The organism is Rhizobium sp. 10N427 (genome assembly GCF_056394605.1).
On record NZ_JBFTID010000012.1, the window covers coordinates 144,713 to 169,875 of the forward strand.

Below are 25,163 nucleotides of genomic sequence, written 5' to 3' on the forward strand. Positions count from 1 at the left end.
CTGAAAGCTTATTCCTCGATACCCTTGGTACCACGGCGCTTCAGATACTTGTCCCAATAGAAATCATCGGCATTGGCAGCCGTCACGATCGACAGGCCGTTGTCGACGAAGGGAATGCTCATCGGGTTGAAGCCCGAACGCTTGGCATCGTTCATCGGATCGATCAGTTCGGGATGCTTGGCAAGCCAAAGCATCATGAAGCCCATGTAGCCCTGCATGCCCTGGTTCGGATTGATCGAACCGAACACTTCGCCTGCCTTGATCATGTCGAGAATATTGGCGTTGACGTCGGCGCACATCACCAGGATCTTGCCGCCGCTTTCCTTGTTGGCCTGAGCCGCACCGATTGCAGAGTTCGCTTCCGGCATGAAGACGGCGTTGAGGTTCGGATGTGCCTGAACCAGGCTCATCAGGCCCTGGTAGGCCTTGTTCGGATCCTGGTTCGAAGCAGCCCGGCCGACGAGCTTCATGTCCGGATATTTTTCATCCATGCGGGCGATGAAGGCGGCAATGCGCTTGTCGTGGTTGTCCTGCCCGGGATTTTCCAGAACCGCATACTCGCCCTTGCCACCCAGTTTCTCGGCAATCGCATCGGCGGCATAGGTGCCTTCGCGCGTGTTGTCCGAGGTGATGAAGGAAATGCGCTTGGAAAGCGGTGAATCCGCCGCGAAGGTGACAACGGCCGTGCCCTGGTCGATCGCCCGGTTGATCGGCTCGATGAAGGGGTCGGAATTCATCGGGTGAACGAGAATTCCGGCTGGGTTCTGAGCCAGAGCCTGATCGAAGGTCGCGATCTGCTTGTTGACGTCATATTCCGGTGTGCCGGTATAGGCGGTCTCGCAACCAAGCTGCTGACCTGCCTGCTTGAACATTTCATAGACCGGAAACCAGTATTCGACGCCCGAAACCATAACGTTCATGACGTATTTTTCGCCCGGCTTGCAACGAAACGGGTTATCCGTTTCCGCTGCCGATGCCGCAGTGCTCAATGTCGCGGCAGCCAAAAGGGCTATCGCAGTCGTTCCTAGAAAATTGCGCAAAGTTCCTCCTCGAGGCCGAAGCCCCTCCCAAAAAGCCGATGGCGCGCTTGCGCCTTTTTAGTGAAACCGGATTTCCTCCTCGAACGCCGGTAATGTCAGTTAGCTTGAGGCAATGAGTACTGTCAATATAATTCACGCAATGAAATATATTTCATAAAGAAGCCGAGAAGTGAGGCCTTAAACCGTGGAATGTTTTGGTGGACAAGTATTCCGCGCTTGATCACAGCTTGCCGCATCAGCCGGCCGAAGCAACTCTTCGGGCAAAGGGCAGACACAGCATCGCGCACGCCGTAAGAACGGCCATGACCATCCATGCCTCGTTGAGGACCAGAACGGTTGCCGCGGTTTGCACAAGCGGGTCGATCGCCGCCATCGTCTCCTCGCTCAGCGGTCCTTTTTGATCGGCGATCATTTGCATTGGAATTCCGGCGAATGCCGCGGCCTTTACATCCCCAGCCTGCAGCCGCACCAAAAGCGCCTGCCCCAGCGGATCCGACCGGGTATAGATGATCGTGTCGGTTAGGGCGATGCCGATGGCACCGCCGAGGTTGCGCATCAGGTTGAAGAGCCCGCTCGCATCCGGGACCCGGTCTGGTGGCAGCGTTCCGAGCGCCAGGCGCGTTGGCGGCAGAAGGCAAAACATGATCGCGGCGCCGCGGACAACCTGCGGCCAGAACATCGCATCGTAATCGGAACGTGGATCCTGGAAGGCACTCATGGCGATACCCGCCGCAAACAGCGCAAAGCCGAAGGCAGATAACAGCCTGGCATCCACGCGCTTTTCCAGCGCCACGGCGATCGGTGCCGTCGCAAGCTGGGTTATCCCGGTGACAAGCATGGCCATGCCGATCTCCAGGGCGTTATGTCCGCGGACAAAAGCCAGAAAGACCGGCATCAGATAGACCGATCCGAACAGGCCGATGCCGAGGATGAAGCTGAGGATCGATCCCGCCAGGAAGTTCCGGTCGCGGAAATTGTTGAGGTTCACCAGCGGCCGCGACCGGCGCAACGTCCGCGCGGCGAAGGCAAATCCCGATCCGATCGACAAGATGAGAAGCGAGATGACGTAGAGCGACCCCCAGCCGCTGGTCGGAGCCTCCTTCAAGGCGATTTCCAGTGATGCGAGGCTCGCCGCCATCAGCATAAGCGCTGATATGTCAAGGTTTCGGAGCTCGGAAATGTCGCCGGTTTCCCGCGGCAGCGATCGCGCGGCAACCAGTGCCGCGAGGATGCCAGGGATGACGTTGACCAGAAACAGCCAGTGCCACGAATAGGTCTCTGTCAGCCAGCCGCCGACGATAGGCCCGACCGTCGGCGCGAGAACCGCGAGGACGCCGGCAATAGTCGTCGCAATTGTCTGCCGCTCCGCGGGGAAAAGGATGAAGACCGCCGAGAATACCGAGGGGATCAATGTGCCGCCGGAGAAGCCCTGAAGAACGCGCCAGGCAACGAGGCCGTCAAAACTGCCGCTCGTGGCGCAGCCGGCCGACGCGACAACAAAGAGGCTCAGGGAGGCGACGAACAGCCACCGCATGCTGAGGAGGCGCGTCAGAAAACCGGTCAGGGGTATCGCGACCACTTCAGCGATCAGGTAGGCGGTCTGTATCCAGCTCATCTGGTCCGGGTCGATTGCCAACGCTGACTGGATTGTCGGCAGCGAAGTCGCAACGACTTGAACGTCGAGGATGGCCATGAACATGCCTATGCACATCGCCAGAAAGCCGGTCCACACGAGCACGGGCTTCGAACTGGCGTCTGCAACATCAGGCATTGTCTGGCCCTCCAGAGAGCCGCGTTATCGATCCGATTGGCGCACCGTCAGCGTCACGGCATTGGCAATCGAAAACAAGAGGGCATCGAGCCGCAGATCCGAAGGCGAGGACGAACCTCTCCTGCCACAATGGCATGGCCCTATACGCGCCGATAGCTAGCGGATGAAACGATCATCCCAGGCCCCAGCCTTGCATGTCCGGGCCAATGACACTAGGTCATCATCAAAGGGGCATCGCCAGATGATATTGTTGATCGTTGCCGTCGTTGTATTTGTTGTTTTCTTCTTTCTGTTTCCCCGGCCTGCATTATTTGCTCTTGCGGTCTTCATTGTCGCCGGCGGGGGCATTGCCGCATATTTTTACTCCCAACAGTCCGGTCGCGATGACATGGCAAGGCTCGTGGTGGGCAAGAGTTCAACGCGCGGCTGTGAGACAGCGGACAAGCCGGTTTTCGTCGAACTTTCCAACGGATCGGACCGCGCGATCAACACGGTGCGTTTTCGCCTGATCGCCAAACGTCCAGGTTTCAGCATCGAAACCTACTCGGACTACCTGTCCAGCTACAAGATCATCGGACCGCATGAGACCTACGGCACGTGCTGGGCGCTCAATTCGTATCGCGGCCTTCAAACCCTGCCTGGCAACCCGTCGCCGGGCGACCTGGATTGGTCGGTCGAAATCTCATCCGTCGAATTCGCCGGGGACAATTGACGCCGCCGGCGGGCGAGCTTCCGCCGCCTGCGTTACCACCGCCCTATCCAGCGATCTCCGCAATCGCATCGAATAGCGCCATATTCATCTGCTTCAGGCCATCATCCACCGGATTCGGCTGTGACGAGAATTTGACGATCACGAGGTCTGCGCGCGGGTTGACGAAGAGCCATTGGCCGTGGATGCCGAGTGCGAAGAAGGCGCCGTCGGCGTTGCCGGTCTGGTACCATTGGTTCCGGTAGGAGCCGGAGGGGAGCCAGGGGGCGAAGTTGCCGGTTGTCCAGGCATGACGGCTGCCGCCGGTCGTGGTGTAGCGGATCCAGTCCGCGGGAATGATCTGTTTTCCGTCGCGTGCGCCGCCGCGGCGGATCAGATCGCCAAGACGGTCGAAGTCGCGCGCGGACAGGAACAGGCCGCCGCCGGCGCGCGCCGTGCCTTCCAGGTCGACGGTGATCCGGGCATGGGTCCGCTCAGCGGCACCATCGTGTTAGATAGCGAAGCCCTTACCAGGACAGGCTCCGTCATTCAGTCGTTCTTCGATAAGAGCGGGAGGCGAAGGCTTCGTTGATGCGCTCTACTTCACCGTCGTGACCGTGACGGCGGCGGGGTTTGGAGACATCACGACGCCGAAATCCTGAATATACCGGACGAAGGGTCGTGAGGAATGCCGCTCACTATGCTCGGCGCTTCATCTTTTTGTTCGGAACGTGCATAATGTCATGAAATACTTTCCGTTAGAACGAGACAATTCATGCGCCGCCAAGCCAATCCGCTCGCCACAAAACCAATTTCCGCGACAAAACCGGTCAATTGGCGCCCGAGCCTAGCAAAGCAAAAGGGCGAGACGAAGCATTCGGCTCTGACCGAGCGTATCATCGCCGATATCGATTCCGGCCTTCTCAAGCCGATGGATCGGATGCCGACACATCGCGATCTGGCGCGCGAAATCGGGCTGTCGGTCCAGACCGTCAGCCTCTCCTACAAGGAAGCAGAAAGGCTCGGCTATCTCAGTGGCGAGATCGGCCGTGGCACCTTCGTCAGGCCGCGCGTGACCGACCGCGCAGGCCGGATGATGCTCGACCACAGCGAAAACGAAGTGCTAGACCTTTCCATCATCCGCGCCGTCTATCTAGACGCGCATGAGGACGCTTCCCGCGAAATCTTCCGCGAGCTCGCAGACAGCGATATCGCCAGCTTCATGCGGCCCTGCCGTCCGATCGCCGGGCTCGACCGCCATCGCGAGACAGCGCAGCTCTGGCTGCGGCCGATGGGCGTCAGCGCCGGCGCCGAGCGCATCCTGGTGACCAACGGAGCGGCGCATAGCATCTTCCTTGCGCTCAGCTGCATCATCCGCTCCGGCGATGTCGTGCTGTGCGAAAATCTCACCGATCACGGCATCATCGGCCTGTCCAATATCCTCGGCTTCAGCCTGAAGGGATTGCCCACCGATGCTGAAGGAATTTTGCCCGATGCCCTGGAAGCCGCCTGCGCCGCGGGTAGCGTACGGGCCTTGGTCCTCATTCCGACGCTTAACAATCCGACCAGCCACGTTGCCGGCGCGGCGCGCAGGCGCGCGATCGCCGAGATCGCCCAGCGTTACGGCGTCTTCGTCGTCGAAGATGAGGTCTACAGGCTGATGATCGAGGAGGACCTGCCCTCGATCAGCGAGCTGCTGCCTGACCTCGGTTTCTTCGCCACAAGCTTCACCAAGACGGTGCTGACGGGCCTCAGGGTCGGATATCTCGTCGTCCCACCCGCCTATTCCATCCGCGCGGCCTCCATTCTGCGCGTGTCGAGCTGGAGCGGCACCTACCTGACCGCCGAAATCGCCACGCGCTGGGTCGAGAACGGCACGGCGCAGCATTTGCTGACAATACAGCGGGAGGAAGCACGCGCGCGCCAAACCATCGCCGCCGAAATCCTCGGCGCCCATTTCGCATCCAGCCACCCGCTGTCACTCTGCGCCTGGCTGAAAGTGCCTGAACATTGGACCGAGGACGGCCTGGTGCGCTCCCTCGCCAACCAGAAGGTCGCTGTCACGCCATCGGAGCCTTTCATTGCAGGCCCCGGCCACGGCGGCGGCATCCGCATCTGCCTTGGCGGACGAATGAGCCACAAGAGCCTCAGGAAGGCGCTGGCGACCGTGCGGCAGGCCTTCGAGCAGCTGCCGCCCGTCTATGACGTTGGTTCCATCGGCTGACGTCCGGCTCTTGGCACAATCATTGAATCATTACAATATAATAATTGACATGATTTTACTTCGCTCTCAACATGACAATCATGAAGAGCGAGACACTGCCGAGATCAACAGACGACGAGACGCTGCCGGTTAGCCTGGCTGATATCGAGCGCGCTGCCGCCCGCATCCGGGACCGCGTGACGCGCACGCCGCTCGTTCACTCCGCTGCACTCTCCAGGCATGCCGGGCAACCCGTTCATCTGAAGCTCGAGACACGCCAGCCGATCGGCGCCTTCAAGCTGCGCGGCGCGACGAACGCCATCCTCTCGCTCGATCTGGCCGCACGCGAGCGTGGTCTCGTCACCGCCTCGACCGGCAATCACGGCCGGGCAGTCGCCTTTGCAGCGCGCGCGCTTGGCATCCCGGCAACGATCTGCATGTCGTCGCTGGTGCCCGCCAACAAGGTCGAAGCCATAAAGGCGCTGGGTGCGGACATCCGCATTGTCGGCGTCTCGCAGGACGATGCGCAGGACGAGGTCGAGCGGCTCATCGCAAGCCATGGACTGACGCCGATCCCGCCGTTCGACCATGCCGACGTCGTTGCCGGCCAAGGCACGATCGGCCTCGAGATCGTCGAGGACCTGCCGGATCTCTCGACCATTCTCATCCCTCTTTCCGGCGGCGGGCTGGCGGCTGGCATTTCTGTCGCGGTCAAGTCGCTGAAGCCTCGGGTGCGGATCATCGGCATCTCGATGGAGCGCGGCGCGGCGATGCATGCATCGATCGCCGCCGGCAGACCTGTTGCCGTGCGCGAGGAAGAGACGCTGGCGGATTCGCTGGGTGGCGGTATCGGCCTCTCGAACCGCGTGACCTTCCAGCTGTGCCGCGACCTGCTCGACGAGGTCGTACTGCTGACCGAAGACGAGATCGCAATGGGCATTCGCCATGCCGCGCGCGAAGAAGGCGAGACGGTCGAGGGTGCCGGTGCCATTGGCATCGCCGCCATCCTTGCAGGCAAGGTCGCGCTCTCCGGCACCACGGCCCTGATCATCTCTGGCGGCAATATCGACGCCGGGGTTCACCAGAAGATCATCGCGGGAGGCGCCGCATGAGCCGTATTCGGATCCTGACGGAAAGAGACCTGCGTGCCGTCGTCAGCCTCGATCTTTCCGCTGTCGACTGCGTCGAGCAGGCGTTTCTGGCGCTGGCGACCCAGCCGGTTGCGATGCCGCCGATTCTGCGTCTCGACATTCCCGAGTTCCGCGGCGAAGTGGACGTCAAGACGGCCTATGTGCCAGGCTTTGACGGCTTCGCGATCAAGGTGAGCCCCGGCTTCTTCGACAATCCGAAGCTTGGCCTTCCCAGCCTCAACGGCTTGATGATCCTGTTCAGCGCCAAGACGGGCTTGGTGGAAGCACTTCTTCTCGACAATGGCTACCTGACCGATGTGCGCACCGCGGCGGCCGGTGCCGTTTCCGCCCGCCATCTGGCGCGAGACGATGCCTCCGTCGCCACGATCTTCGGCGCCGGCATGCAGGCGCAGTTGCAGCTTGCGGCGCTGATGCTGGTGCGGCCCATCAGATCGGCGCGCATCTGGGCGCGTGATCACGCAAAAGCAGAGAAGCTGGCCGCAGACTGCGCACGGCAATACGGGATCGACGTTGCCGCCGTTGCCGATCCGCGCGAGGCCATACGCGGCAGCGACATCATCGTCACCACGACGCCCGCCGAGAAGCCCGTCCTGATGGCCGAGTGGCTCGAACCCGGCCAGCATCTGACGGCGATGGGATCGGATTCCGGACACAAGAACGAGATCGATCCGGCCGTCTTCGCCCGCACCACCTACATTGCTGACCGGCTGTCGCAGACATGCATTCTCGGCGAGTTGCACCACGCCATCAAAGCCGGTTTTGCCACATCGGAACAGCAATTCGCCGAACTCGGAGCTGTGATCGCCGGCAAGGCAAAGCGCCGCGTAAGTGCCGAAGGCATAACCTTCGCCGACCTGACGGGGACCGGCGTGCAGGACACCGCGATCGCCAATCTGGCCGTCAGCCGCGCCGTCGCGGCAGATAGCGGCCAGACAATCGAAAACAAAAGAGAAATGGGAGATGCCGCGTGAGTGTGACGCTGAACTTTACGCGTGCGGAATATGCCGAGCGCCTGTCCAAGACCCGTAATGCGATGGAAAAGGCCGGGATCGATATGCTTGTCGTTACCGACCCGTCGAACATGCACTGGCTCACCGGCTACGACGGCTGGTCCTTCTATGTGCATCAATGCGTTCTCGTGCCGCCATCAGGCGAGCCGATCTGGTACGGCCGCAAGCAGGACGCCAACGGCGCCAAGCGCACCGCTTACCTCCATCACCACAACATCGTCGGCTATCCCGATCATTATGTGCAGTCGACCGAACGGCACCCGATGGATCTGCTCTCGCAGATCATCGACGAGCGCAAATGGTCGGGCCTCACGGTCGGCGTAGAAATGGACAACTACTACTTCTCTGCGGCTGCCTACGCCTCGCTGCAGAAGAACCTGCCGAATGCCCGCTTCAAGGATGCCGCAGGCATCGTCAACTGGCAGCGCGCCGTCAAGAGCCCGACCGAACTCGACTACATGCGAAAGGCCGGCAAGATTGTCGAACTTATGCACAAGCGCATCGTCGAGGTGGTCGAGCCTGGCATGCGCAAATGCGATCTCGTTGCCGAAATCTATGACGCGGGCATCCGGGGAACGCCGGAGTTCGGCGGCGACTATCCGGCAATCGTGCCGCTTCTGCCATCAGGCGCCGACGCTTCCGCGCCGCACCTGACCTGGGACGACAAGCCGATGCTCTCAGGCGAAGGCACCTTCTTCGAAATCGCAGGCGCATACAGGCGCTATCACTGCCCGTTGTCGCGCACTGTCTTCCTCGGCAAGCCGACGCAAGCCTTTCTCGATGCCGAGAAGGCGACGCTGGAAGGCATGGAAGCTGGTCTTGCGGCTGCCAAGCCTGGCAACACCTGCGAAGATATCGCCAACGCCTTCTTCGCCGTCCTGAAGAAATACGGGATCATCAAGGACAACCGCACCGGCTATCCGATCGGGCTTTCCTACCCGCCAGATTGGGGCGAGCGCACCATGAGCCTGCGCCCCGGCGACCGCACCGAGCTGAAGTCCGGCATGACCTTCCATTTCATGACCGGCCTCTGGCTGGAAGATATGGGGCTTGAGATCACCGAGAGTATAGCGATCACCGAGACCGGCGTGGAATGCCTGTCGAACGTGCCGCGCCAACTGTTCGTGAAGGGCTGAGGCGATGCCGACCAGCGCTGCGCTCCGTCCCTCGCCGATTACGCCCTCCGTCGATTTCGACGCAAAGGGCGTGCAGCACGGACATCTGCGCCTGCCCTATAGCCGTGATGACAGCGCCTGGGGCTCGGTGATGATCCCGATCTGCGTCATCGCCAATGGCAAAGGCCCGACGGCACTTCTGACCGGCGCCAACCATGGCGACGAGTATGAAGGGCCGGCGGCACTCTTCGAACTGGCGCAGACCCTGGATCCTTCCGAAGTGAATGGTCGCATCATCATCGTTCCGGCGCTCAACTATCCAGCCTTTCGCGCCGGAACGCGGACGTCGCCCATCGATCGGGGAAACCTGAACCGCAGCTTTCCAGGCCGCCCAGATGGCACGGTGACCGAGAAGATCGCCGATTACGTCACGCGACATCTGCTCCCGCTCGCCGATATCGTTCTCGATTTCCACTCGGGCGGCAGGACATTGGACTTCCTGCCCTATACCGCCGCGCACGAACTCCCGGACAAGGATCAGGAGGCGCGCTGCTTTAATGCCGTCGCCGCCTTCGCTGCCCCCTTCTCCATGAGGATGCTGGAGATCGACGCTGTCGGCATGCTCGACACAACGGTCGAAGAGATGGGCAAGACCTTCGTTACCACCGAACTCGGCGGCGCCGGGACGGCCACGGCACGCTCGATCGGGATTGCGCGCCGGGGCAGCCTCAATCTTTTGCGGCATGCCGGGATCCTTTCGGGTGAACCGAATGTCACGCCCACTCGTTGGTTGGATATGCCATCGAGCGATTGCTTCACCTTTGCCGAGGATGAGGGACTGATCGCCTTCGCTGTAGATCTCGGTGATCCCGTGAGAAACGGCGAGGTCATTGCCCGCGTCTATCCGGCCGGCAAGACCGGCCTCGCACCGATCGAGTACCGCGCCGCCATGGATGGCGTGCTCGCGGCTCGCCACGTACCCGGCCTGATAAAGGCCGGCGACTGCCTTTCCGTGATCGCCACGGTCACGGGAGAGACATAACCAAGAGAAACCGACGCGAGATCCGAAAACGGACCGCAAACCATAACCAGAGGAGAATTCGCATGCCTATCAAGACGATCGCCGGCCTTTCCGCCCTTGCCCTGATCCTGGGCGTAACATCTGCCAGCGCCCTGACGCTCGCAGAGGTCAAGGAGCAGGGCTATATCCGCGCTGCCACGGCCAACGAAGTGCCCTATTCCTACATGCAGCCCGACGGCACCTCTGCCGGTATCGGCCCGGATGTCGCCAGCGCCGTGCTGAAATCCATGGGGATTGCCGAGATCAACTGGACGGTGACGCCGTTCGGTACGCTGATCCCCGGCCTCAAGGCCAAGCGCTTCGATTTTGCCGCCGCCGAGCAGAATATCTCGCCGGAACGCTGCAAGCAGGTTGCCTTCACCGAGCCGAACTCCTCCTATGGCGAAGGCCTGCTCGTCAAGAAGGGCAATCCAAAGGGCTTGAAGACCTATGCCGATATCGCCAAAGACCCGTCGCTGACGGTTGCCGTCGTTTCGGGCGCCAACAATGTCGACTTCCTGCGCGCCGTCGGCGTCAAGGATGAGCAGATCGTCTTCATTCCGGCCAATGCCGACGCGATCCCGACCGTTCAAAGCCGCACCGACGCCTATGCAGCGACGGAATTGACTGTCGCGGCACTGGCAAAGGGCCAGGCACAGGTCGAGCAGGCCGCGCCGTTCGAGGATCCGATCGTCAAGGAGGCGCCGGTCCGCAATTATGGCGGCTTTGCCTTCCGCCCCGAGGACAAGGAACTGCGCGATGCCTTCAACGCCGCTCTTGTCGAGTTCCGCAAGACGGATGAGTACAAGGCGATCCTGACCAAGTACGGTGTATCCGAACAGAGCATCGCTGCGGCGGCGGGCAAGAAGGTCGAAGACCTCTGCGCCGGCAAGTAACGGCAAAAGGCGCTCGATCACCGCTGATCGGGCGCCACTCCTAAGGACCAGGAGACTTCCGCATGAACTGGACAGCCTACCTGCCGATGATCTGGCACGGTGCGATGATCACGATGACGATCACGCTGGCCTCGATCGCCGTCGGCGCGGTGCTTGCCTTCGTTTTCGGCATCCTGCGCGTCGAGGGCGGACCGGTGCTGAGGACCGTCGCGCTCTGCTACACCGAGCTTTTTCGCGGCACCTCGCTCTTCGTCCAGCTTTTCTGGTTCTATTACGCATTGCCGCTTGTCGGGCTGAGCTTCGATCCGATCACCACCGGAATTTTAGTGCTGGCGGCACATGCCGGCGGCTACGGTGCCGAGATCGTCCGCGGCGCGCTGACATCCGTGTCGGTGCAACAGCAGGAGGCCGCCCGCGCCCTGAATTTCAGCCGTTTCCAGACGCTGTTTCGCATCTCGCTGCCGCAGGCGATCGTCGAGATGATGCCGGCTTTCGGCAATCTGGCGATCGAGACGCTGAAGCTCTCCTCGCTCGTATCGCTGATCTCGATTGCCGATCTCACCTTCGCGGCACAATCGATCCGCAACATCACGCTGGATAGCGCCAGCATCTATTCGATCACGCTGGTCTGCTACTTCGCCATGTCATTGGTGTTGATGGTGGCGATCCGCGTGATCGAGCGTTTCGTGCGGCGCGGCCATGCCTTCCCGCCGATGTCCCGCCCGTGAGGATTTGATCACATGATGTACGGATATGAATGGGATACGACGACGTGGCTCACCTTTACGAGCTCGATCCTGCCCATCATCCTGATCGGCCTGACGGTCACGTTGAAGGCGGCGGCCGCCGGCTTTGCCATCGCGCTCGTGCTTGGTCTCGTCTTCGCGCTGCTGCGCCGCAGCCGCGTGGTGGCGATCTCCTGGACAACGGCCTTCATCGTCGAGTTCCTGCGCGACACGCCGCTGCTCGTGCAGCTGTTCTTTCTCTATTACGTGCTGCCCGATTTCGGCGTCGTACTACCCGCCTTTCTCACCGGCGCGCTGGCGCTCGGTCTGCAATATGCGGCCTATACCTCGGAGGTCTATCGAGGCGGGATCGAGGCTGTACCCCGCGGCCAGTGGGAAGCGGCAACGGCGCTCAATCTGACGCGCATGCAGGCCTATCGAGACATCATCATCCCGCAGGCCATCCCGCGCATTGTTCCTGCGATGGGCAACTATCTCGTTGCCATGATCAAGGAAACGCCGGTTCTGTCTGTTGTCACCGTTATGGAAATGATGGGCCTCGCCAACATGATCGGCGAGCGCACCTTCGAATATCTCGTCCCGCTGACCCTTGTCGGCCTGATCTTCCTTCTCCTGACGCTGATCTGCTCGGCCGGTCTCCACCGATTACAGAAAGCTCTTCCGAAAGCAGGAATCCCCTTGCGATGACCGAAAACAACAATCCGCCCATCATCGAATTTTCCAATGTCGCGAAGCGCTTCGGTCCCCTGACGGTCCTCGACGGCTTCAACTTCAGCGTCATGCAGGGCGAGAAGGTGACACTGATCGGCCCATCCGGTTCGGGCAAATCGACCGTGCTGCGCATCCTCATGACACTCGAGCCCTTTCAGGACGGCAAGCTGACGTTACAGGGCCTGTCCTATCACGAACCGCACGGCAAGGGTCCATTCAAGGCCTCAGAAAGCCATCTGCGCCAGATCCGGAACCATGTCGGCATGGTGTTCCAGAGCTTCAACCTGTTTCCCCACATGACCGTTCTGCGCAATGTCGTCGAGGCGCCCCTCCGGGTACTCGGCATCGCGCGGGCCGAGGCCGAGGCGCGTGCGCTCAAGCTGCTCGATATGGTGGGGCTGGCCGACAAGAAGGATTTCTATCCCTCCCAGCTCTCCGGCGGCCAGCAGCAGCGCGTGGCAATCGCCCGTGCGCTGGCGATGCGCCCACGGGTGCTTCTCTTCGATGAGCCGACCTCGGCGCTCGATCCTCAGCTGGTCGGCGAAGTGCTTTCGGTGATCCGCGGCCTGGCGCACGAGCATGACCTGACCATGCTGCTCGTCACCCACGAGATGCGCTTCGCCCGGGAAGTCTCGGACCGCGTCTGCTTCTTCGACAAGGGACGTATCTGCGAACAGGGCGCACCCGACGAGATATTCGGCACGCCACGCGAAGAGCGCACGCGGGAGTTTCTCTCGTCGGTTTTGGCGTAGATCCCGCTTCCGACGCTTGCTCCGCTTCAGGAAACGAATAACGGAAGCGGAGCACAGCGCTTCCAAGAGCCGCACCACGCCGGGCAACGGACTGGGTCTCAGCCTCGTAAGAGCCATCGCCGATCTGCATTCTGCCCATATAGACCTCGCAGATGACGCACCTGGATTGGCGGTCAACGTCTGCTTTGATGCCGCGGCATGGGCAGCCTGATTGCGCTGCGTTCTTCTGCAAATAGTCATGAAACCGACATTCAGGTGTCCGTCAGGAAATCACTCCATCTGCCTCGTAGCGAGCGATTTGCGAGGCAAAAATGAAGAACCGGACCAAACTCTCCATTGCATTCGGGATGGCTTTCTCGGTCGCGGGAGCTCTGGGCGGCTACGCGGTCTACCTCCAGGTCGTCGGCAACTTTCACACTGTCATCGAGGGGCAGCTCTACCGCTCTGCACAGCCGACGCCTTCGCAGCTTGATACCTATGTGAAGGAACACGGCATCAAGACCATTATCAATTTGCGTGGAGAGAAGCAGAACGCGGCCTGGTATCAGGCGGAAATCCAAACAGCCCAGGAACTCGGCGTCGAACATGTCGATTTCGGAATGTCGGCTTCGAAAAAACTTGCGCCGACACGCGCCGACGAGATCGTGGCAATTATGGCTGCCGCGCCGAAACCGATCCTGATTCACTGCCAATCGGGATCCGATCGAACCGGATTGATCTCCGCGATCTATACGAGCCGGATCGCTGGCGAAGGCGAAAGCAAGGCCGAGGGCCAACTTTCATTTTATTACGGTCACGTCGCCATTCCGTTGATCTCGGCGGCCTGGCCAATGGACGTCAGCTGGGAAGATTTGGAAGAGCACTTCGAACAGAAGGGCTGATCAGGCCCCGATGGCTCCCGGGAGGGGCGCCAATGCATCCTAAAACGTCTGCGCGACATAGCCAGCGGTCGCCTAGGGCAGGGTAATCGACAGCGGGAATGCAACGGTTGCTGCCAGTCCTCCACCTTCTCTCTGCTTGAGATGAAGCTTGCCGCCGAAGAGCCCGACGAGCTCCTGTGCTATCGAGAGGCCGAAACCGTGTCCGGGCACAGTCTCATCCAGCCGCACGCCAGGTGAGACCGCCTCGGCCAGACGGCCAGCGTCGATGCCCGGCCCATCATCCTCGACAGTCAAGAGCAGCATTTTCCCTTCGCGCACGCCCTTCACAACGATGGATGTCGCCGCCCATTTGAAGGCATTGTCGATGATGGCACCCATCACCTCGTCGACGTCCTCTGGCGAGCAGTTGACGACAACGTCGTCGATGACGCCATTGGCGACCGCGAGTTTGCGATCGACGTAGATCGCCGACATGACCTGAAGCAGGTCATTCACCCTGGGCCGCACCTCGGTTTCAAAGCCCAAACCACCTCCGGCGGCAACGGCTCTGGCACTTCCGAGATGATGCCGAATCTTCCGGTCGATACGCTCGACAAGCTGACGCGCCTCTCGGCCTGGATCGTTCTTGTCATCAAGTGCGAGGTAAAGGCTGGCCACAGGTGTCTTCAGTCCGTGTGCCAGGTTCGCGAACTGCAGCCTTGTTTCCTGCAACCGCGCCCTGTTGTCGTCGAGCAATCGATTGATGTCGTTGACGACAGGATCAAGATCCTCGACTTCTGCAGGCGAAAGGTCTCGGCGGCGCCCTGCCGAAATCTCAGAGAGCTGCCCAGACAACGTGCGCAAGGGTGCAAGACCGTAGCGAACCTGCAGAACTATCCCCACGACCAGGCAACAGCCGAGAACCACCATGGCAGGGATCAGGTAGGACAGCGCGCGCAACGCGGGCGCGGTCAGGGCATGGCGCGGCGCGGCCGCCAGGACTTCAACCGAAACACCTCCAACGAACACCTGGCCGACGCGAAAATGCAGAGCCTGACCCCGGTCACTGGAGCCTTCGGCAGGCTGCGGATCCCCCGTCAGGATCCGGCGCCAATCGAACGGGCGCGGCGGGTCCGAGACGCTGCCATCGGCCAGAGATCTTGAAGCAATGCGGTGCTCGCCCACGCGCGCCTGCCAGTACCATCCCGAACCCAGGCGATCGAACGGCGGCCCGTCGAGATTACCTGCCAGAGCAAGACTTCCATCCGCGTTTACTGATAATGCGCTTTTGACCGCGTCGATCTGCATGTCGAGCCGCTGATCAACCTGCTCCCGGACCACGGCGGCAACGATGAACCACAAGACCAGCGAGGCGATGAGCAGTGCTGCGGCGGCGTAGAGGACGGAGAAGGCGATCAGGCGGCCTGCGATCGTGCGGCGCGAAGACAGCAACGGTACTCTCATCGAATATCCGTCAGCCTGTAGCCGCGCCCCCTCTCCGTTTCGATCCTGTCGCTGCCGATTTTGCGCCGGAGCCTGGCGATGATCACCTCGATGGAATTCGAATCCACGTCGGCATCGCCCTCGTAGACCCGTTCGATGAGTTCTCGCCTGTCGACGATCGCGTCCTTGCGAAGGATCAGGCAGGACAGGACCCGCCATTCGAATGCGGTCAGCTTCAGCGGAAGACCAGCCAGATCAAATGTACCGAGCTGCGCGTCGAATGTAAGATCGCCGCACGATATCTGCGACGAAGCATGGCCCGTCGAGCGCCGGACCAGCGCCCGAAGACGCAGGATGAGCTCCTCCACCCTGAAGGGTTTGGTCAGGTAATCGTCCGCCCCCGCTTTGAAAGCCGCCACCTTGTCGGGCCAGCCGTCGCGGGCCGTCAGCACGAGGACAGGAAGCGACCTGCCCGCACTTCGCCAGGATTTGAGAACCGCAACGCCGTCGATCTTCGGGAGGCCAAGGTCAAGAACGGCGACGTCGAAGATCTCCGTCAGGCCAGCGTGCTCGGCATCCTCTCCGTTCCTGGCGACATCCACCACGAAGTTTTCCGTCCGCAGGCTGGCGGCAATCCGCCTGGAAAGATCGTCGTCGTCTTCGACCAGCAATACGCGCATCGTGAACCCAGTTTCTCTGATGTCTTCGTGAGAACTAGGGCGCGTTTGCTTAACTGAAACTGAACCGCGACGTTCAGCCTGCGTCGATCCGGACACGCCTATCATCCTCCAGTCACAACGAACTGGAGACAGCATCATGTCCATGGAAAACGACGCTCCCGACACCTCGCCTGAGCGACCGGCCCGCAGGCGCGGCTCGCGCCGACCGGCAACGCATCTGGCGGCTTTCGGAATTGCGGCCTTTGCGGTTCTTGCAATCGGTGCGGCCGGCGGTGCCGCGGCAATGAAATTCACCCGGCCCGGCATCGAGCTTGCGCCCTTGACGCCCACCTCGATCTCCAGCCTTAAGGACGATTGGGGCATGGTGACGCTCAAAGGCAAGGTCACGGAGATCTACGGCAACAAGTTCATCGTTCAAGACGAAACCGGCAAGGCCTTGATCGAGACCGGTCCGGCCGGCGATGACGGCAAGCTCGTTGCTGTCGGCGAACCCATCAGTGTCCAGGGCCGCTTCGACGACGGGTTCCTGCATGCGAGCTACGTCGTTCATCAGGATGGCAAGACCGACGCCCTTCGCCCGCCGCCTGGACCTCCCCCGCATGGCGGGCCAATCGCCGACATGTTGCGCAAGATGAAGCCCTGACCGCTCGGCAAAACTGCATCAGGCGCGCCGTTGAAGCAATTCGCCGGCGCGCGTCCGTCACCCCCGAGAAGGGGTTCCGGACCTGGCCACAGATCGTGTAGGATCACGAACATGATGTTTTATCGAACCGGCTGACTATGCGCCCACCCCGCAGCTTGAATGCGTCGAACCTGGTCGAAACCGGTTTTGGCGCCCTTGAATATGAACTGGCGGCCGAGCGCGCAAGTTCACTTGGCCGGCAAGGCCGATCGGTCGAGCAGGCGCTTTCCGCCTTGAAGACGGCAGAAGAGGGCGGCGTGCAGCCGGTTGAGCGCGAGCGGTTGGTCGATGCGGCTGCGCAGGCGGTCTGGGCGCTTTTCGTGCAACGGGATATCTGCGGTTTGCGCAACACGCGCGAGGTTATCCAGCGCTACGGTATTCCGGACAACGTTCTCGCGCGCCTCGGCGCAACACCGCGGCGATGACATCGCAGCCGTCCACCCATCATCAGACTTCAAACCGAAGGACTTCAGGGCATGAGCATAACGAACTGGAAAGCCGACCCGCTGGAATGGGGCAGTGGCCCGCAGACCTTCGAGGTCTTCCTGGAGCCGACCTGCCCCTATTCCGTCAAGGCGTTCCGTAAACTGGACGGGCTTCTTTCGCATGCCGGACACGACCGGTTGACTGTCAAGATCCGGCTCCAGTCGCAACCCTGGCATATGTTTTCGGGCGTCATTGTCAGAGCTATCCTGGCTGCCTCGACACTTGAGGGCGGAAAGGAAAGCGCGAGAAAGGTGCTTGCAGCAGTGGGCGATCATCGCGAGGAGTTCGAATTCGCACATCATGCCGGCGGGCCCAACATGGACGCCACGCCGAACGGCATTATCAGGCGGATCGAAGACTATAGCGGCATCCGGGTTTCGGAAGCATTCGCCATCCCCGATCTCGACCGCGAGGTCAAATGGCACGCCAAATATGCCCGCCAGAACGGCATCCATGTCTCGCCGACTTTTATGGTCAACGGCCTGGTACAGCCAGATCTCGGCAGCGGGGACGAGATTGAGGTCTGGGCAAGGAAACTTGGAAGCTGAGCAGACTGTCCAGTTCCCGGGGCAGCGGGTAGCTGAAGCCTTACGCTTTACGCCTTACGCCTACCCGGCGGCCAGAAATCTGGTGCGCCGGTGAGGTCCCTGAGCGATACCGTACCTACCCTTTCGCCTAACGGCGCCGGTACAAGGCGTGTTCCAGCTCCGTACCAAGCAGCGCCAGAAAGGAACTCACGTCACAGGTGCCGATTGGCGCGTCTCCGCCTGGCGGGCGGCGGAAACGAGCCGTCTTTGCGCGCGGATCGCACTCCATTGCTGATCGATCAGCACCCCGATCAGAATGACGCCGCCCATGACCGCGAAATTCAGCGACGACGGTATTCCAAGCAGGTTGACGAGGTTCTGCAGCTCCTGGAGCAGAATAGTGCCAAGGATGACCCCGATCAGAGAGCCCTCGCCGCCCCGCAGGGAAAATCCGCCAAGCACCGCGGCAGCAATCGCATAGAGCTCATAGAACTGGCCGTGGCTCGCCGGCGATATCGAGCGGGTGTACATCGCGAAATAGATCGCCGAAAGCGCTGTCAGCACGCCGCAGATGACATAGGCGATCATCACCATCCTGCCGGTGTGGATGCCGGAATATCTGGCGGCTTCCTCGTTCTTGCCGATGGCGTAGAGATACCGGCCAAAGACCGAGCGGTGCAGGACCACCCACATGATAACAGCGATGACGACAAGGGCGATGAATGTGTTCGGAACGCCGTAGAACCGGCCGGCTGTCAGGAACTCAAGGGTCGGGAAGTTCTGGCCGAAGCCGAAACCCGCAGTGCCGTCTCCGGTATAGAAGCGGGCCGCACCACGATAGATCAGCAACCCGCACAGCGTCACGACGAAGGGCTGAAGGTTAAGCTTGGTGATCAGCCAGCCGTGGATGGCGCCAAGAACACCGCCCAGAACGAGGATAAGCGGCAGCGCAATCGTCCATGGCATGTTCTGCACGGCGACGAAATCGATAAACAGCACGCCAAGCAGCGCAACCAGCGATCCGACCGAGAGCTCGATGCCGCCCGTGATGATGACAAAGGCCTGCCCGATCGACAGGATTCCGAAAAGACCGATGAGGTTCGACGTGTTGGCAAGGTTGATCGGCAGCAGGAAGCGCGGGTTGATCAGCGTCACGACGATGCCGACAACGACGATCAACAGAAGCAGCCCCAGATCTTTCTTACTCATCATGGCGTTTCCCTATTGGCGATAGCCGCGGCCATCAGTGTATCGCTTTGCCGACAGCCAGCAGAAGGACATTTTCCTGCGTGAAGTCTTGTTTTTCGAGAATGCCCGAAATCTGGCCCTCATGCATGACAGCGATGCGATCGGACACGCCGATCACCTCCTCCATGTCGCTTGATATCATCAGGATCGCGACGCCGGCGTCGGCCAGCTTGCGCATCAGCATATAAATCTCGTTCTTGGCGCCGATGTCGATACCGCGGGTCGGCTCGTCGAAGATCATCACCTTGGGATTCATTGCCAGCCACTTTGCAAGGACAACCTTCTGCTGGTTGCCTCCAGACAATGTGCCCGTCCGGGTCGAGACCGATGGCGCCTTAATTCCGAGACGCTTGCGCTGGACTTCCGCGCCCGTTGTCTCCCGCCTCGAGGAGACCATGAAGTTTTGCGAGTACGCGGGAAGGTTAGGCAGCGATATGTTCTGCGCAATGGGCAGATCCAGAAGGATCCCGCTCAGCTTGCGATCCTCGGGAACCAGGAAGATGCCGGCCTCGACGGCTTTCGTGGCTGAGGTCAGCCTGATCTCGCGGCCATCCATTTCGGTGGTGCCGCCGTAGCTGCGGTCAATCCCGAAGAGAATGCGGGCAAGCTCGGTGCGGCCGGAGCCAACAAGGCCGGCAAGGCCTAGGATCTCGCCATAACGGATGTCGAGATTGACGGTTCTGGCAGGATAGGCGGCAGAACGAATGTCTGTAGTCTTCAGGGCGACCTTACCTGGCGCCCGTTGCGGTTCGGCGTCCCTCGCCGTGAGCGCGCGCCCGATCATCAGCTTGACCATCTGATCGTGGTTGATCTCGCCTTTGGCGAGTGTGCCGGCCAGCGTCCCATCCCTGAGAACGACCACCCGGTCTGCAACGCGCTCGACCTCGTGCAGGCGATGGGAAATGAAAATGACGCTGATTCCGTCAGCCTTCAGCGCCGATATCACGGAAAGCAGCTTCTCGGTTTCAGCCAGCGGCAGGCTGGAGGTTGGCTCGTCGAGGATCACCAGCCGTGCGTTGATCGACAGCGCCTTGGCGATCTCCACCATCTGCTGCTGGGCGAGTGAAAGAGAGGCGACGGGCGTATCGGCGGAAAAATTCGCTCCTACGCGCTTCAAAAGCGGCGCAACCATTGCTCTCAGACGCCGCCGGTCGACCAGCTTCAATGGCCCTCCCCGCAGCGGCTCCCGGCCGAGAAAGATATTGGCTGCAACGTCAAGATTATCGAAGAGGTTGAGCTCCTGATGAACGAAGGCGATGCCTGATCCGAGGCTGCTATCGACAGAAAGGGCAGACCTTTCCTCCGCGTCGATCAGGATCGTGCCGCGATCCGGCTTCACGACACCACCGAGAATTTTCATCAGCGTCGATTTGCCGGCACCGTTTTCGCCAACGAGACCGATCACTTCGCCGGGGCTCACATGCATCGAGAAACCGTCCAGGGCGACGACGCCCGGATAGGTTTTGCCGATCCCCAGCAAGCTCAAAAATGGCGGCGCTTCGCGTGACGGCGCGGTCTCAGTCAAATCGTTCATGTCGATCCACAGGCTGTGTGCTCTTCAGTACTGCCCGCTACCCTTTTCCGGCTGCGGGCAATGGGCACGCAGCGGCACCGGCTTGCGCCGGCGCCGCTGTCAGATCGTCATCAGTTACCGGCCATCGCCTTGAGGTTCGCGGCATAGGCGTCAACGTCGTCCTTGCCGATCACCTTTGTCGGGACGATGATGAGCTTGTTGTCGGGAACGCCCGACTTGTCACCGTTGACGTAGGCGGCCATCAGCTTCATGCCCTGATAGGCCCAGATGTAAGGTTGCTGCACGACCGTGCCGGCAATCGTTCCTTCCTTCACACCGCCGAGCGTGATCGGGTCATCATCGAAGCCGACAACGGTGATCTGGCCAAGCTTGCCCGCCTCGCGGAGTGCCTCGTAAATTCTCGGCGTGTTGTAGGAGTAGAAACCGACCATGCAGGTCACGTCGGGGCTCGCGACGAGGGCATCCTCGACGTTCTTCTTGGCACGGGTCTGATCGATATCGTCACCACGCACGTCGGTCAGCTCGATCTTCGTGCCGGCAAGGCCGTCCTTCATGCCCTGGATACGTTCCTTGGCGTTATCGGCACCCAGCAGACCGACGAAGCCGATGCACTTGCCGCCATCCGGCATCGCTTTCTTGGCGATTTCGGCGGCCTGCTTGCCGGCATCGATATTTGATGAGCCGATATAGGCAACGCGATTTGTATTCGGCGCGTCACTGTCCGTGGTAAAGAGGGCCGTCTGCGATCCGATCTTGTTCAGACCGTCTGTCGATGTCTTGGGATCGACGGCGGAGACCATGATCCCCTTGACCCCGGCGGTCACCAGATCTTCCATCAGGCGCTGCTGAATTGCGACGGAGGATTGCTCCGGATATTTCAGCTCCATGTTGAAGTCGGGAAGCTCGGCCTGCGCCTTCTTGACGCCCGCTTCGGCAGCCTTCCAGAAGTCAGAGGCGCCGTTGACGACGAAAGCGAGTGTCGGCTTGTCGGCGGCAAAGGCCGCTGTCGTCAAGACGGAGCTCAGCATGAGCCCGGCTGCAAAAGCTGCCGCACCACGTGTCAGGTATGTCATGATAATCCTCCCATTGGCCCACCTCCGAGCCTGGTTCCAACCCGCAGCAGTCCATCGCGCAACCCCCTCCAGGGCCTCTCGCATGTGAGAAAACGCTCCGTCCAACCACAGACGCGAAGGTATATGAGTAATGCCAGTTCGTAAATAGTATTATCATTAATTATTAGCAATGCGCGTTTCCAATCATGACTGATACAGTCGATTTTAGCCAAAATAAGCCTGATTTTATATTGCATCGCACAATCGGGCTAATTCTCTAAGCGCCAGTTGCCGAGTTGCGTTGCTTGATGCTAATAAAAATTAGCGTGTGGGCGAGCTGCATTTTCAAAGCTCGTGCCGATACATTGCGCAAACGGGATCGAGGCATCGCTATGAAGAGGACAGGCGCGGCAGATGGTCAGCTCCGATCCGCCGCGGACAAGGCGGCGAAACGCAGGGGCCGGCGCCAAGGTGCCAGGGTCACGATGACCGACATAGCCAAAGCGGCGGGATGTTCCCAGGCGACCGTCTCTCTCGTCCTCAACAACACGGCCGGGACGCGGCTGTCTCAGCAGACCCGCGACCGGGTGATCGAAGCGGCCCGTGAACTTGGCTACGTGGCGCCGACATTTTCCGTATCTTCGGGATCCGCATCCCTCTCCAAACTGGATGGCGTTATCGGCTTCGTCGTTGACCAGCTGGGAACCAGTCCGGAGGCCGTCGTTGCGATTGAAGGAGCGCGTCAGGCATCCTGGAACGCAGGCAATGTGCTTCTCGTCGCCCAGACGCTCGGCGATCCGGCCATGGAGCCGCGAGCGATCAAGGCTCTGACGGATAGCGGCATTTCAGCCCTTATCTACATGACGATCTTCACGCGGGAAGTGGAGATGCCGGCCTATTACTACGGCCTCGACATCCCTATCGTCCTGCTCAACTGCTATACGTCCGACTATGCTTTTCCCGCCGTCGTGCCGAGCGAAATCGCCGGTGGCCAGACAGCGACCAAGCATTTGATCGCGCATGGTCACCATCGCATCGCGACGATCACCGGGGAGCCCTGGATGCAAGCGGCCCAGGATCGCCTGACGGGCTATCGCCGCGCGCTCGCCACGGCCGACATTCCGTTCGATCCGGACCTTGTCATCGAGGGCGACTGGTCTGCGAGCGCCGGTTATTCCGGGACGATGCGGCTTCTGTCCCTTCCCGAGCCCCCGACAGCAATCTTCTGCCAGAACGATCGAACGGCGGTCGGTTGCTACGAGGCCCTCAAGGAGAAGCGTCTGCGCATTCCCGAGGACATATCCGTCATCGGCTATGACGACGAGGACATCTGCCGCCACCTCATACCGCCGCTGACCACATCGGTTCTCCCCCATATGGCTATGGGTGAATGGGCGATCGAGCATCTCGATACAGCGGTCCCGCCGCGCGAGCGGCGTCATGAGATCACGAAGCTCGAATGCTCCCTTGTCAAACGTTCGTCTGTATCTTCGCCCGGAGGCAGCAAGGCCGATCTCAAGGTGCAGACGGCCTGACACCGCGATCGGCGATTTCGCGCAACGACTGCTCGGCGATGGTCATAGAAAGTCCTCGCGGCACGGCGTGAATGTGTCGATCAGCAGGCCCTTGCTGCGTGCCACCACGCCATGGACCAGATTGGGCGCGACGATAAAGCTGCTTCCCTGTCCCAATCGGTTTGTCACGCCATCAATCGTGACGTCGAAGGTTCCTTCGGCGATGTAGCTTACCTGGGTATGCGGATGTGAATGCAAGGCGCCAACCGCGCCTTCATCGAAGCTGAAGGCAACCAGCATCAGTTCGGGACGAGTGCTGAGAACGGCGCGGCGGTTGCCGGGCGCGACCTCGGTCCAGGATACGTCATCAGGCGTCGTATAATACTTCATGGTTCCTCTCATCTGGCCAGCCATCCACCGTCCACCGGCAGGATTGTGCCATGCACGTAATCGGAAGCCGAAGCGGCGAGGAAAATCGCCGCCCCGACCATATCATCCGGCTTGGCCCAGCGGCCAGCCGGAATGCGTTTCAGAAGCTCGGCGCTCCGTTCGGGGTCGGCCCGCAGAGCTTCCGTGTTGTTCGTCTCCACATAGCCCGGCGCAATGGCGTTGACGTTGATACCCTTTGCGGCCCACTCGTTTGCCATCAGCCGCGTCAGACCCGCAAGGCCACTCTTGGCGGCCGTGTAGGATGAGACGCGGATGCCGCCCTGGAAGGACAGCAGAGACGCGATGTTGATGATCTTTGCCTTGCGGCTTGCGGCGATCGCAGAGCGGGCGAATGACTGGCAGAGGAAAAACACAGACTTCAGGTTCGTGTCCAGCACGTTGTCCCAATCGGCCTCCGAGAAGTCGAGAGCGTCTGCCCGGCGGATGATGCCGGCATTGTTGACGAGGATATCCGGTCTGGCGCCAAGCGCGACCGATTTTTCCATGACTTCAGCGGCCGCGCCCGCTGCCGACAGATCGGCATGGACTGTGAGGCAGTCGCGTCCCGCCGAGCGGACAACTCCCTCGGTCTCGGCCATGGATGATCGTCCAACCGCGACGATATCGGCGCCGGCCCTTGCCAGTCCCACGGCAATCGCCTGGCCAATGCCTGTGTTCGCGCCGGTTATGATGGCACAACGGCCGCTGAGATCGAAGGCCGTCACCGCAGCGCTTCCATCGGAACCTTGTCCATGTCGGTGAAGCTCATGTTGTCACCGGCCATCGCCCAGATGAAGGCATAGCGGCCGGTGCCGGCGCCGGAATGGATCGACCATCCAGGGGACAGGACCGCCTCGTGGTTCTTCAGGACGACGTGCCGCGTCTCATCGGGCTCTCCCATGAAGTGAAAGACCCGCGTCTGTTCGGCCATGCCGAAGTAGAGATAGACTTCCATCCGTCTGTCGTGCACGTGGGCCGGCATGGTGTTCCACACCGATCCCGGCTCGAACATCGTCAGCCCGACAAGAAGCTGGCAGCTCTCGCAGACGTCCGGATGTACATATTGATTGATCGTGCGCGCGTTGGATTCCTCGGCCGAGCCGACTGCCACCTTGCGTGCGAGATCCCGGGTAATGTGTGTGGTCGCGCAGGCACGATGGGCAGGCGCGCTCAGGAGGTAGAAGAGCGCGGGATGAGCCGCGTCCTCGCTCGTGAAGGACAACGGCCCCTCGCCCATCCCGACGTAAAGCGCTTCCTGAAACTCCAGCGGATATGGCGTGCCGCCAACGGTGACCGTCCCGCGCCCGCCTATATTGACGATGGCTGCCTCGCGGCGCTCGAGGAACGTGGCGGTCCCGGTTTCCGCGACCTGATCGATAACCAGCGAACCTGCGACCGGAGATATTCCGCCGACGATCATCCTGTCGAGGTGGCTGTAAGTGAGGCTGATGGCGCCTGGTTGGAAGAGATCATCGATGACGAAACCGTCCCGGAGCTCCTGCGTGTTGCGCCGCGCCGTATCCTGCGGGCCAACGACCTGACGTACTCTGGCATTTAGGGTCACG

26 protein-coding genes and 2 pseudogenes are annotated in these 25,163 nt (G+C 60.9%); 17 read left to right on the forward strand and 11 right to left on the reverse strand.

Going from position 1 to position 25,163, the window contains the following annotated elements; genetic code table 11:
* Positions 1 to 8 precede the first annotated feature (8 nt).
* Together AC1DIJ_RS22700 and AC1DIJ_RS22705 are read right to left on the reverse strand one after the other, a co-directional pair.
* Positions 9 to 1,040 (reverse strand): substrate-binding domain-containing protein, encoded by a 1,032-nt coding sequence (locus AC1DIJ_RS22700; RefSeq protein WP_112390050.1) that lies wholly within the window; start codon positions 1,038 to 1,040, stop codon positions 9 to 11.
* Between the two features lie 235 nt (positions 1,041 to 1,275).
* Complete coding sequence (locus tag AC1DIJ_RS22705; protein WP_477831557.1) at positions 1,276 to 2,811, reverse strand: DHA2 family efflux MFS transporter permease subunit; 1,536 nt, start codon at positions 2,809 to 2,811, stop codon at positions 1,276 to 1,278.
* A 241-nt stretch (positions 2,812 to 3,052) separates the two neighbouring features.
* Here AC1DIJ_RS22705 and AC1DIJ_RS22710 point away from each other — a divergent pair, with 241 nt between their 5' ends.
* The gene (locus AC1DIJ_RS22710) at positions 3,053 to 3,523 is read left to right on the forward strand and encodes a hypothetical protein (RefSeq protein ID WP_112390052.1); all 471 of its coding nucleotides are present in this window, start codon (positions 3,053 to 3,055) and stop codon (positions 3,521 to 3,523) included.
* A gap of 43 nt (positions 3,524 to 3,566) precedes the next feature.
* On the opposite strand, the gene AC1DIJ_RS22715 is transcribed toward AC1DIJ_RS22710, so the two are convergent.
* Positions 3,567 to 3,977 carry a serine hydrolase gene (locus tag AC1DIJ_RS22715; protein WP_112390053.1) on the reverse strand — a complete coding sequence of 137 codons (411 nt, stop codon included), beginning with the start codon at positions 3,975 to 3,977 and terminating at the stop codon, positions 3,567 to 3,569.
* An 88-nt stretch (positions 3,978 to 4,065) separates the two neighbouring features.
* On the opposite strand from AC1DIJ_RS22715, the pseudogene AC1DIJ_RS22720 reads away from it, so the two are divergent.
* The 12 genes and pseudogenes from AC1DIJ_RS22720 to AC1DIJ_RS22775 form a co-directional block, all read left to right on the forward strand.
* Positions 4,066 to 4,152: pseudogene (locus AC1DIJ_RS22720) on the forward strand (ion channel); the annotation flags it as partial.
* A 122-nt stretch (positions 4,153 to 4,274) separates the two neighbouring features.
* Positions 4,275 to 5,723 (forward strand): MocR-like ectoine utilization transcription factor EhuR, encoded by a 1,449-nt coding sequence (gene ehuR, locus AC1DIJ_RS22725; protein WP_112390054.1) that lies wholly within the window; start codon positions 4,275 to 4,277, stop codon positions 5,721 to 5,723.
* Between the two features lie 71 nt (positions 5,724 to 5,794).
* Entirely contained in the window at positions 5,795 to 6,814 is a 1,020-nt protein-coding gene (eutB, locus tag AC1DIJ_RS22730; protein ID WP_162698764.1) for a hydroxyectoine utilization dehydratase EutB, read from the forward strand.
* Positions 6,811 to 7,824 carry an ectoine utilization protein EutC gene (gene eutC / locus AC1DIJ_RS22735; RefSeq protein WP_477831558.1) on the forward strand — a complete coding sequence of 338 codons (1,014 nt, stop codon included), beginning with the start codon at positions 6,811 to 6,813 and terminating at the stop codon, positions 7,822 to 7,824. Before eutB ends, eutC begins: the two co-directional genes overlap by 4 nt.
* A complete protein-coding gene (gene doeA / locus AC1DIJ_RS22740; protein ID WP_112390057.1) occupies positions 7,821 to 8,999 on the forward strand; it encodes an ectoine hydrolase DoeA in 1,179 nt (392 codons plus the stop codon). The genes eutC and doeA overlap by 4 nt, the downstream gene beginning before the upstream one ends.
* Before the next feature lie 4 nt (positions 9,000 to 9,003).
* Positions 9,004 to 10,020, forward strand: coding sequence for a N(2)-acetyl-L-2,4-diaminobutanoate deacetylase DoeB (gene doeB / locus AC1DIJ_RS22745; protein WP_112390058.1), 1,017 nt, complete (start codon positions 9,004 to 9,006; stop codon positions 10,018 to 10,020).
* 62 nt (positions 10,021 to 10,082) lie between these two features.
* Entirely contained in the window at positions 10,083 to 10,934 is an 852-nt protein-coding gene (gene ehuB, locus AC1DIJ_RS22750; protein WP_112390059.1) for an ectoine/hydroxyectoine ABC transporter substrate-binding protein EhuB, read from the forward strand.
* A 62-nt stretch (positions 10,935 to 10,996) separates the two neighbouring features.
* Positions 10,997 to 11,662: an ectoine/hydroxyectoine ABC transporter permease subunit EhuC gene (gene ehuC / locus AC1DIJ_RS22755; RefSeq protein ID WP_112390060.1), complete on the forward strand. Its 666-nt coding sequence runs from the start codon at positions 10,997 to 10,999 to the stop codon at positions 11,660 to 11,662.
* A 12-nt stretch (positions 11,663 to 11,674) separates the two neighbouring features.
* Positions 11,675 to 12,367 (forward strand): ectoine/hydroxyectoine ABC transporter permease subunit EhuD, encoded by a 693-nt coding sequence (ehuD, locus tag AC1DIJ_RS22760; RefSeq protein WP_112390061.1) that lies wholly within the window; start codon positions 11,675 to 11,677, stop codon positions 12,365 to 12,367.
* A complete protein-coding gene (gene ehuA, locus AC1DIJ_RS22765) occupies positions 12,364 to 13,143 on the forward strand; it encodes an ectoine/hydroxyectoine ABC transporter ATP-binding protein EhuA (RefSeq protein ID WP_112390062.1) in 780 nt (259 codons plus the stop codon). The genes ehuD and ehuA overlap by 4 nt, the downstream gene beginning before the upstream one ends.
* Before the next feature lie 61 nt (positions 13,144 to 13,204).
* A pseudogene (locus AC1DIJ_RS22770) lies at positions 13,205 to 13,354 on the forward strand (two-component sensor histidine kinase); the annotation flags it as partial.
* Positions 13,355 to 13,454: 100 nt separating this feature from the next.
* On the forward strand, positions 13,455 to 14,024 hold the full coding sequence (locus AC1DIJ_RS22775) for a dual specificity protein phosphatase family protein (protein WP_112390063.1): 570 nt from the start codon (positions 13,455 to 13,457) through the stop codon (positions 14,022 to 14,024).
* Between the two features lie 72 nt (positions 14,025 to 14,096).
* Here AC1DIJ_RS22775 and AC1DIJ_RS22780 read toward each other — a convergent pair whose 3' ends face one another.
* Positions 14,097 to 15,467, reverse strand: a complete 1,371-nt coding sequence (locus AC1DIJ_RS22780; RefSeq protein WP_112390064.1) for a sensor histidine kinase — start codon at positions 15,465 to 15,467, stop codon at positions 14,097 to 14,099.
* On the reverse strand, positions 15,464 to 16,126 hold the full coding sequence (locus AC1DIJ_RS22785; RefSeq protein ID WP_112390065.1) for a response regulator: 663 nt from the start codon (positions 16,124 to 16,126) through the stop codon (positions 15,464 to 15,466). Before AC1DIJ_RS22785 ends, AC1DIJ_RS22780 begins: the two co-directional genes overlap by 4 nt.
* Before the next feature lie 142 nt (positions 16,127 to 16,268).
* Here AC1DIJ_RS22785 and AC1DIJ_RS22790 point away from each other — a divergent pair, with 142 nt between their 5' ends.
* The 3 genes from AC1DIJ_RS22790 (at position 16,269) to AC1DIJ_RS22800 (ending at position 17,842) form a co-directional block, all read left to right on the forward strand.
* The gene (locus tag AC1DIJ_RS22790) at positions 16,269 to 16,769 is read left to right on the forward strand and encodes a hypothetical protein (protein WP_405049670.1); all 501 of its coding nucleotides are present in this window, start codon (positions 16,269 to 16,271) and stop codon (positions 16,767 to 16,769) included.
* Between the two features lie 131 nt (positions 16,770 to 16,900).
* Positions 16,901 to 17,233: a DUF6665 family protein gene (locus AC1DIJ_RS22795; protein WP_112390067.1), complete on the forward strand. Its 333-nt coding sequence runs from the start codon at positions 16,901 to 16,903 to the stop codon at positions 17,231 to 17,233.
* A 51-nt stretch (positions 17,234 to 17,284) separates the two neighbouring features.
* The gene (locus AC1DIJ_RS22800; protein WP_112390068.1) at positions 17,285 to 17,842 is read left to right on the forward strand and encodes a DsbA family protein; all 558 of its coding nucleotides are present in this window, start codon (positions 17,285 to 17,287) and stop codon (positions 17,840 to 17,842) included.
* A gap of 186 nt (positions 17,843 to 18,028) precedes the next feature.
* Here AC1DIJ_RS22800 and AC1DIJ_RS22805 read toward each other — a convergent pair whose 3' ends face one another.
* From AC1DIJ_RS22805 to AC1DIJ_RS22815, 3 genes are all read right to left on the reverse strand, one after another.
* The gene (locus tag AC1DIJ_RS22805) at positions 18,029 to 19,030 is read right to left on the reverse strand and encodes an ABC transporter permease (protein WP_112390093.1); all 1,002 of its coding nucleotides are present in this window, start codon (positions 19,028 to 19,030) and stop codon (positions 18,029 to 18,031) included.
* 34 nt (positions 19,031 to 19,064) lie between these two features.
* Positions 19,065 to 20,603 (reverse strand): sugar ABC transporter ATP-binding protein, encoded by a 1,539-nt coding sequence (locus tag AC1DIJ_RS22810; RefSeq protein WP_112390069.1) that lies wholly within the window; start codon positions 20,601 to 20,603, stop codon positions 19,065 to 19,067.
* A 110-nt stretch (positions 20,604 to 20,713) separates the two neighbouring features.
* Positions 20,714 to 21,676 (reverse strand): sugar-binding protein, encoded by a 963-nt coding sequence (locus AC1DIJ_RS22815; protein WP_112390070.1) that lies wholly within the window; start codon positions 21,674 to 21,676, stop codon positions 20,714 to 20,716.
* 464 nt (positions 21,677 to 22,140) lie between these two features.
* Here AC1DIJ_RS22815 and AC1DIJ_RS22820 point away from each other — a divergent pair, with 464 nt between their 5' ends.
* Positions 22,141 to 23,190, forward strand: a complete 1,050-nt coding sequence (locus AC1DIJ_RS22820; protein WP_477831559.1) for a LacI family DNA-binding transcriptional regulator — start codon at positions 22,141 to 22,143, stop codon at positions 23,188 to 23,190.
* 42 nt (positions 23,191 to 23,232) lie between these two features.
* Here the strand turns inward: AC1DIJ_RS22820 and AC1DIJ_RS22825 are convergent, their stop codons facing one another.
* From AC1DIJ_RS22825 to kduI, 3 genes are read right to left on the reverse strand one after another with little or no spacing between them, the layout of a single operon-like run.
* Positions 23,233 to 23,559, reverse strand: a complete 327-nt coding sequence (locus AC1DIJ_RS22825; protein WP_112390072.1) for a cupin domain-containing protein — start codon at positions 23,557 to 23,559, stop codon at positions 23,233 to 23,235.
* An 8-nt stretch (positions 23,560 to 23,567) separates the two neighbouring features.
* The gene (kduD, locus tag AC1DIJ_RS22830; protein ID WP_112390073.1) at positions 23,568 to 24,323 is read right to left on the reverse strand and encodes a 2-dehydro-3-deoxy-D-gluconate 5-dehydrogenase KduD; all 756 of its coding nucleotides are present in this window, start codon (positions 24,321 to 24,323) and stop codon (positions 23,568 to 23,570) included.
* Entirely contained in the window at positions 24,320 to 25,162 is an 843-nt protein-coding gene (kduI, locus tag AC1DIJ_RS22835) for a 5-dehydro-4-deoxy-D-glucuronate isomerase (RefSeq protein WP_112390074.1), read from the reverse strand. Before kduI ends, kduD begins: the two co-directional genes overlap by 4 nt.
* Between the last annotated feature and the right edge of the window lies 1 nt (position 25,163).

What these genes read in the sequence shown, in the direction of transcription:
- AC1DIJ_RS22705 (WP_477831557.1), bottom strand. Translation starts at nt 2,811, where the DNA reads ATGCCTGATGTTGCAGACGCCAGTTCGAAGCCCGTGCTCGTGTGGACC.
- AC1DIJ_RS22710 (WP_112390052.1), top strand. Translation starts at nt 3,053, where the DNA reads ATGATATTGTTGATCGTTGCCGTCGTTGTATTTGTTGTTTTCTTCTTT.
- ehuR (WP_112390054.1), top strand. Translation starts at nt 4,275, where the DNA reads ATGCGCCGCCAAGCCAATCCGCTCGCCACAAAACCAATTTCCGCGACA.
- eutB (WP_162698764.1), top strand. Translation starts at nt 5,795, where the DNA reads ATGACAATCATGAAGAGCGAGACACTGCCGAGATCAACAGACGACGAG.
- eutC (WP_477831558.1), top strand. Translation starts at nt 6,811, where the DNA reads ATGAGCCGTATTCGGATCCTGACGGAAAGAGACCTGCGTGCCGTCGTC.
- doeB (WP_112390058.1), top strand. Translation starts at nt 9,004, where the DNA reads ATGCCGACCAGCGCTGCGCTCCGTCCCTCGCCGATTACGCCCTCCGTC.
- ehuB (WP_112390059.1), top strand. Translation starts at nt 10,083, where the DNA reads ATGCCTATCAAGACGATCGCCGGCCTTTCCGCCCTTGCCCTGATCCTG.
- ehuC (WP_112390060.1), top strand. Translation starts at nt 10,997, where the DNA reads ATGAACTGGACAGCCTACCTGCCGATGATCTGGCACGGTGCGATGATC.
- ehuD (WP_112390061.1), top strand. Translation starts at nt 11,675, where the DNA reads ATGATGTACGGATATGAATGGGATACGACGACGTGGCTCACCTTTACG.
- ehuA (WP_112390062.1), top strand. Translation starts at nt 12,364, where the DNA reads ATGACCGAAAACAACAATCCGCCCATCATCGAATTTTCCAATGTCGCG.
- AC1DIJ_RS22775 (WP_112390063.1), top strand. Translation starts at nt 13,455, where the DNA reads ATGAAGAACCGGACCAAACTCTCCATTGCATTCGGGATGGCTTTCTCG.
- AC1DIJ_RS22780 (WP_112390064.1), bottom strand. Translation starts at nt 15,467, where the DNA reads ATGAGAGTACCGTTGCTGTCTTCGCGCCGCACGATCGCAGGCCGCCTG.
- AC1DIJ_RS22785 (WP_112390065.1), bottom strand. Translation starts at nt 16,126, where the DNA reads ATGCGCGTATTGCTGGTCGAAGACGACGACGATCTTTCCAGGCGGATT.
- AC1DIJ_RS22790 (WP_405049670.1), top strand. Translation starts at nt 16,269, where the DNA reads ATGGAAAACGACGCTCCCGACACCTCGCCTGAGCGACCGGCCCGCAGG.
- AC1DIJ_RS22800 (WP_112390068.1), top strand. Translation starts at nt 17,285, where the DNA reads ATGAGCATAACGAACTGGAAAGCCGACCCGCTGGAATGGGGCAGTGGC.
- AC1DIJ_RS22805 (WP_112390093.1), bottom strand. Translation starts at nt 19,030, where the DNA reads ATGAGTAAGAAAGATCTGGGGCTGCTTCTGTTGATCGTCGTTGTCGGC.
- AC1DIJ_RS22810 (WP_112390069.1), bottom strand. Translation starts at nt 20,603, where the DNA reads ATGAACGATTTGACTGAGACCGCGCCGTCACGCGAAGCGCCGCCATTT.
- AC1DIJ_RS22815 (WP_112390070.1), bottom strand. Translation starts at nt 21,676, where the DNA reads ATGACATACCTGACACGTGGTGCGGCAGCTTTTGCAGCCGGGCTCATG.
- AC1DIJ_RS22820 (WP_477831559.1), top strand. Translation starts at nt 22,141, where the DNA reads ATGACCGACATAGCCAAAGCGGCGGGATGTTCCCAGGCGACCGTCTCT.
- AC1DIJ_RS22825 (WP_112390072.1), bottom strand. Translation starts at nt 23,559, where the DNA reads ATGAAGTATTATACGACGCCTGATGACGTATCCTGGACCGAGGTCGCG.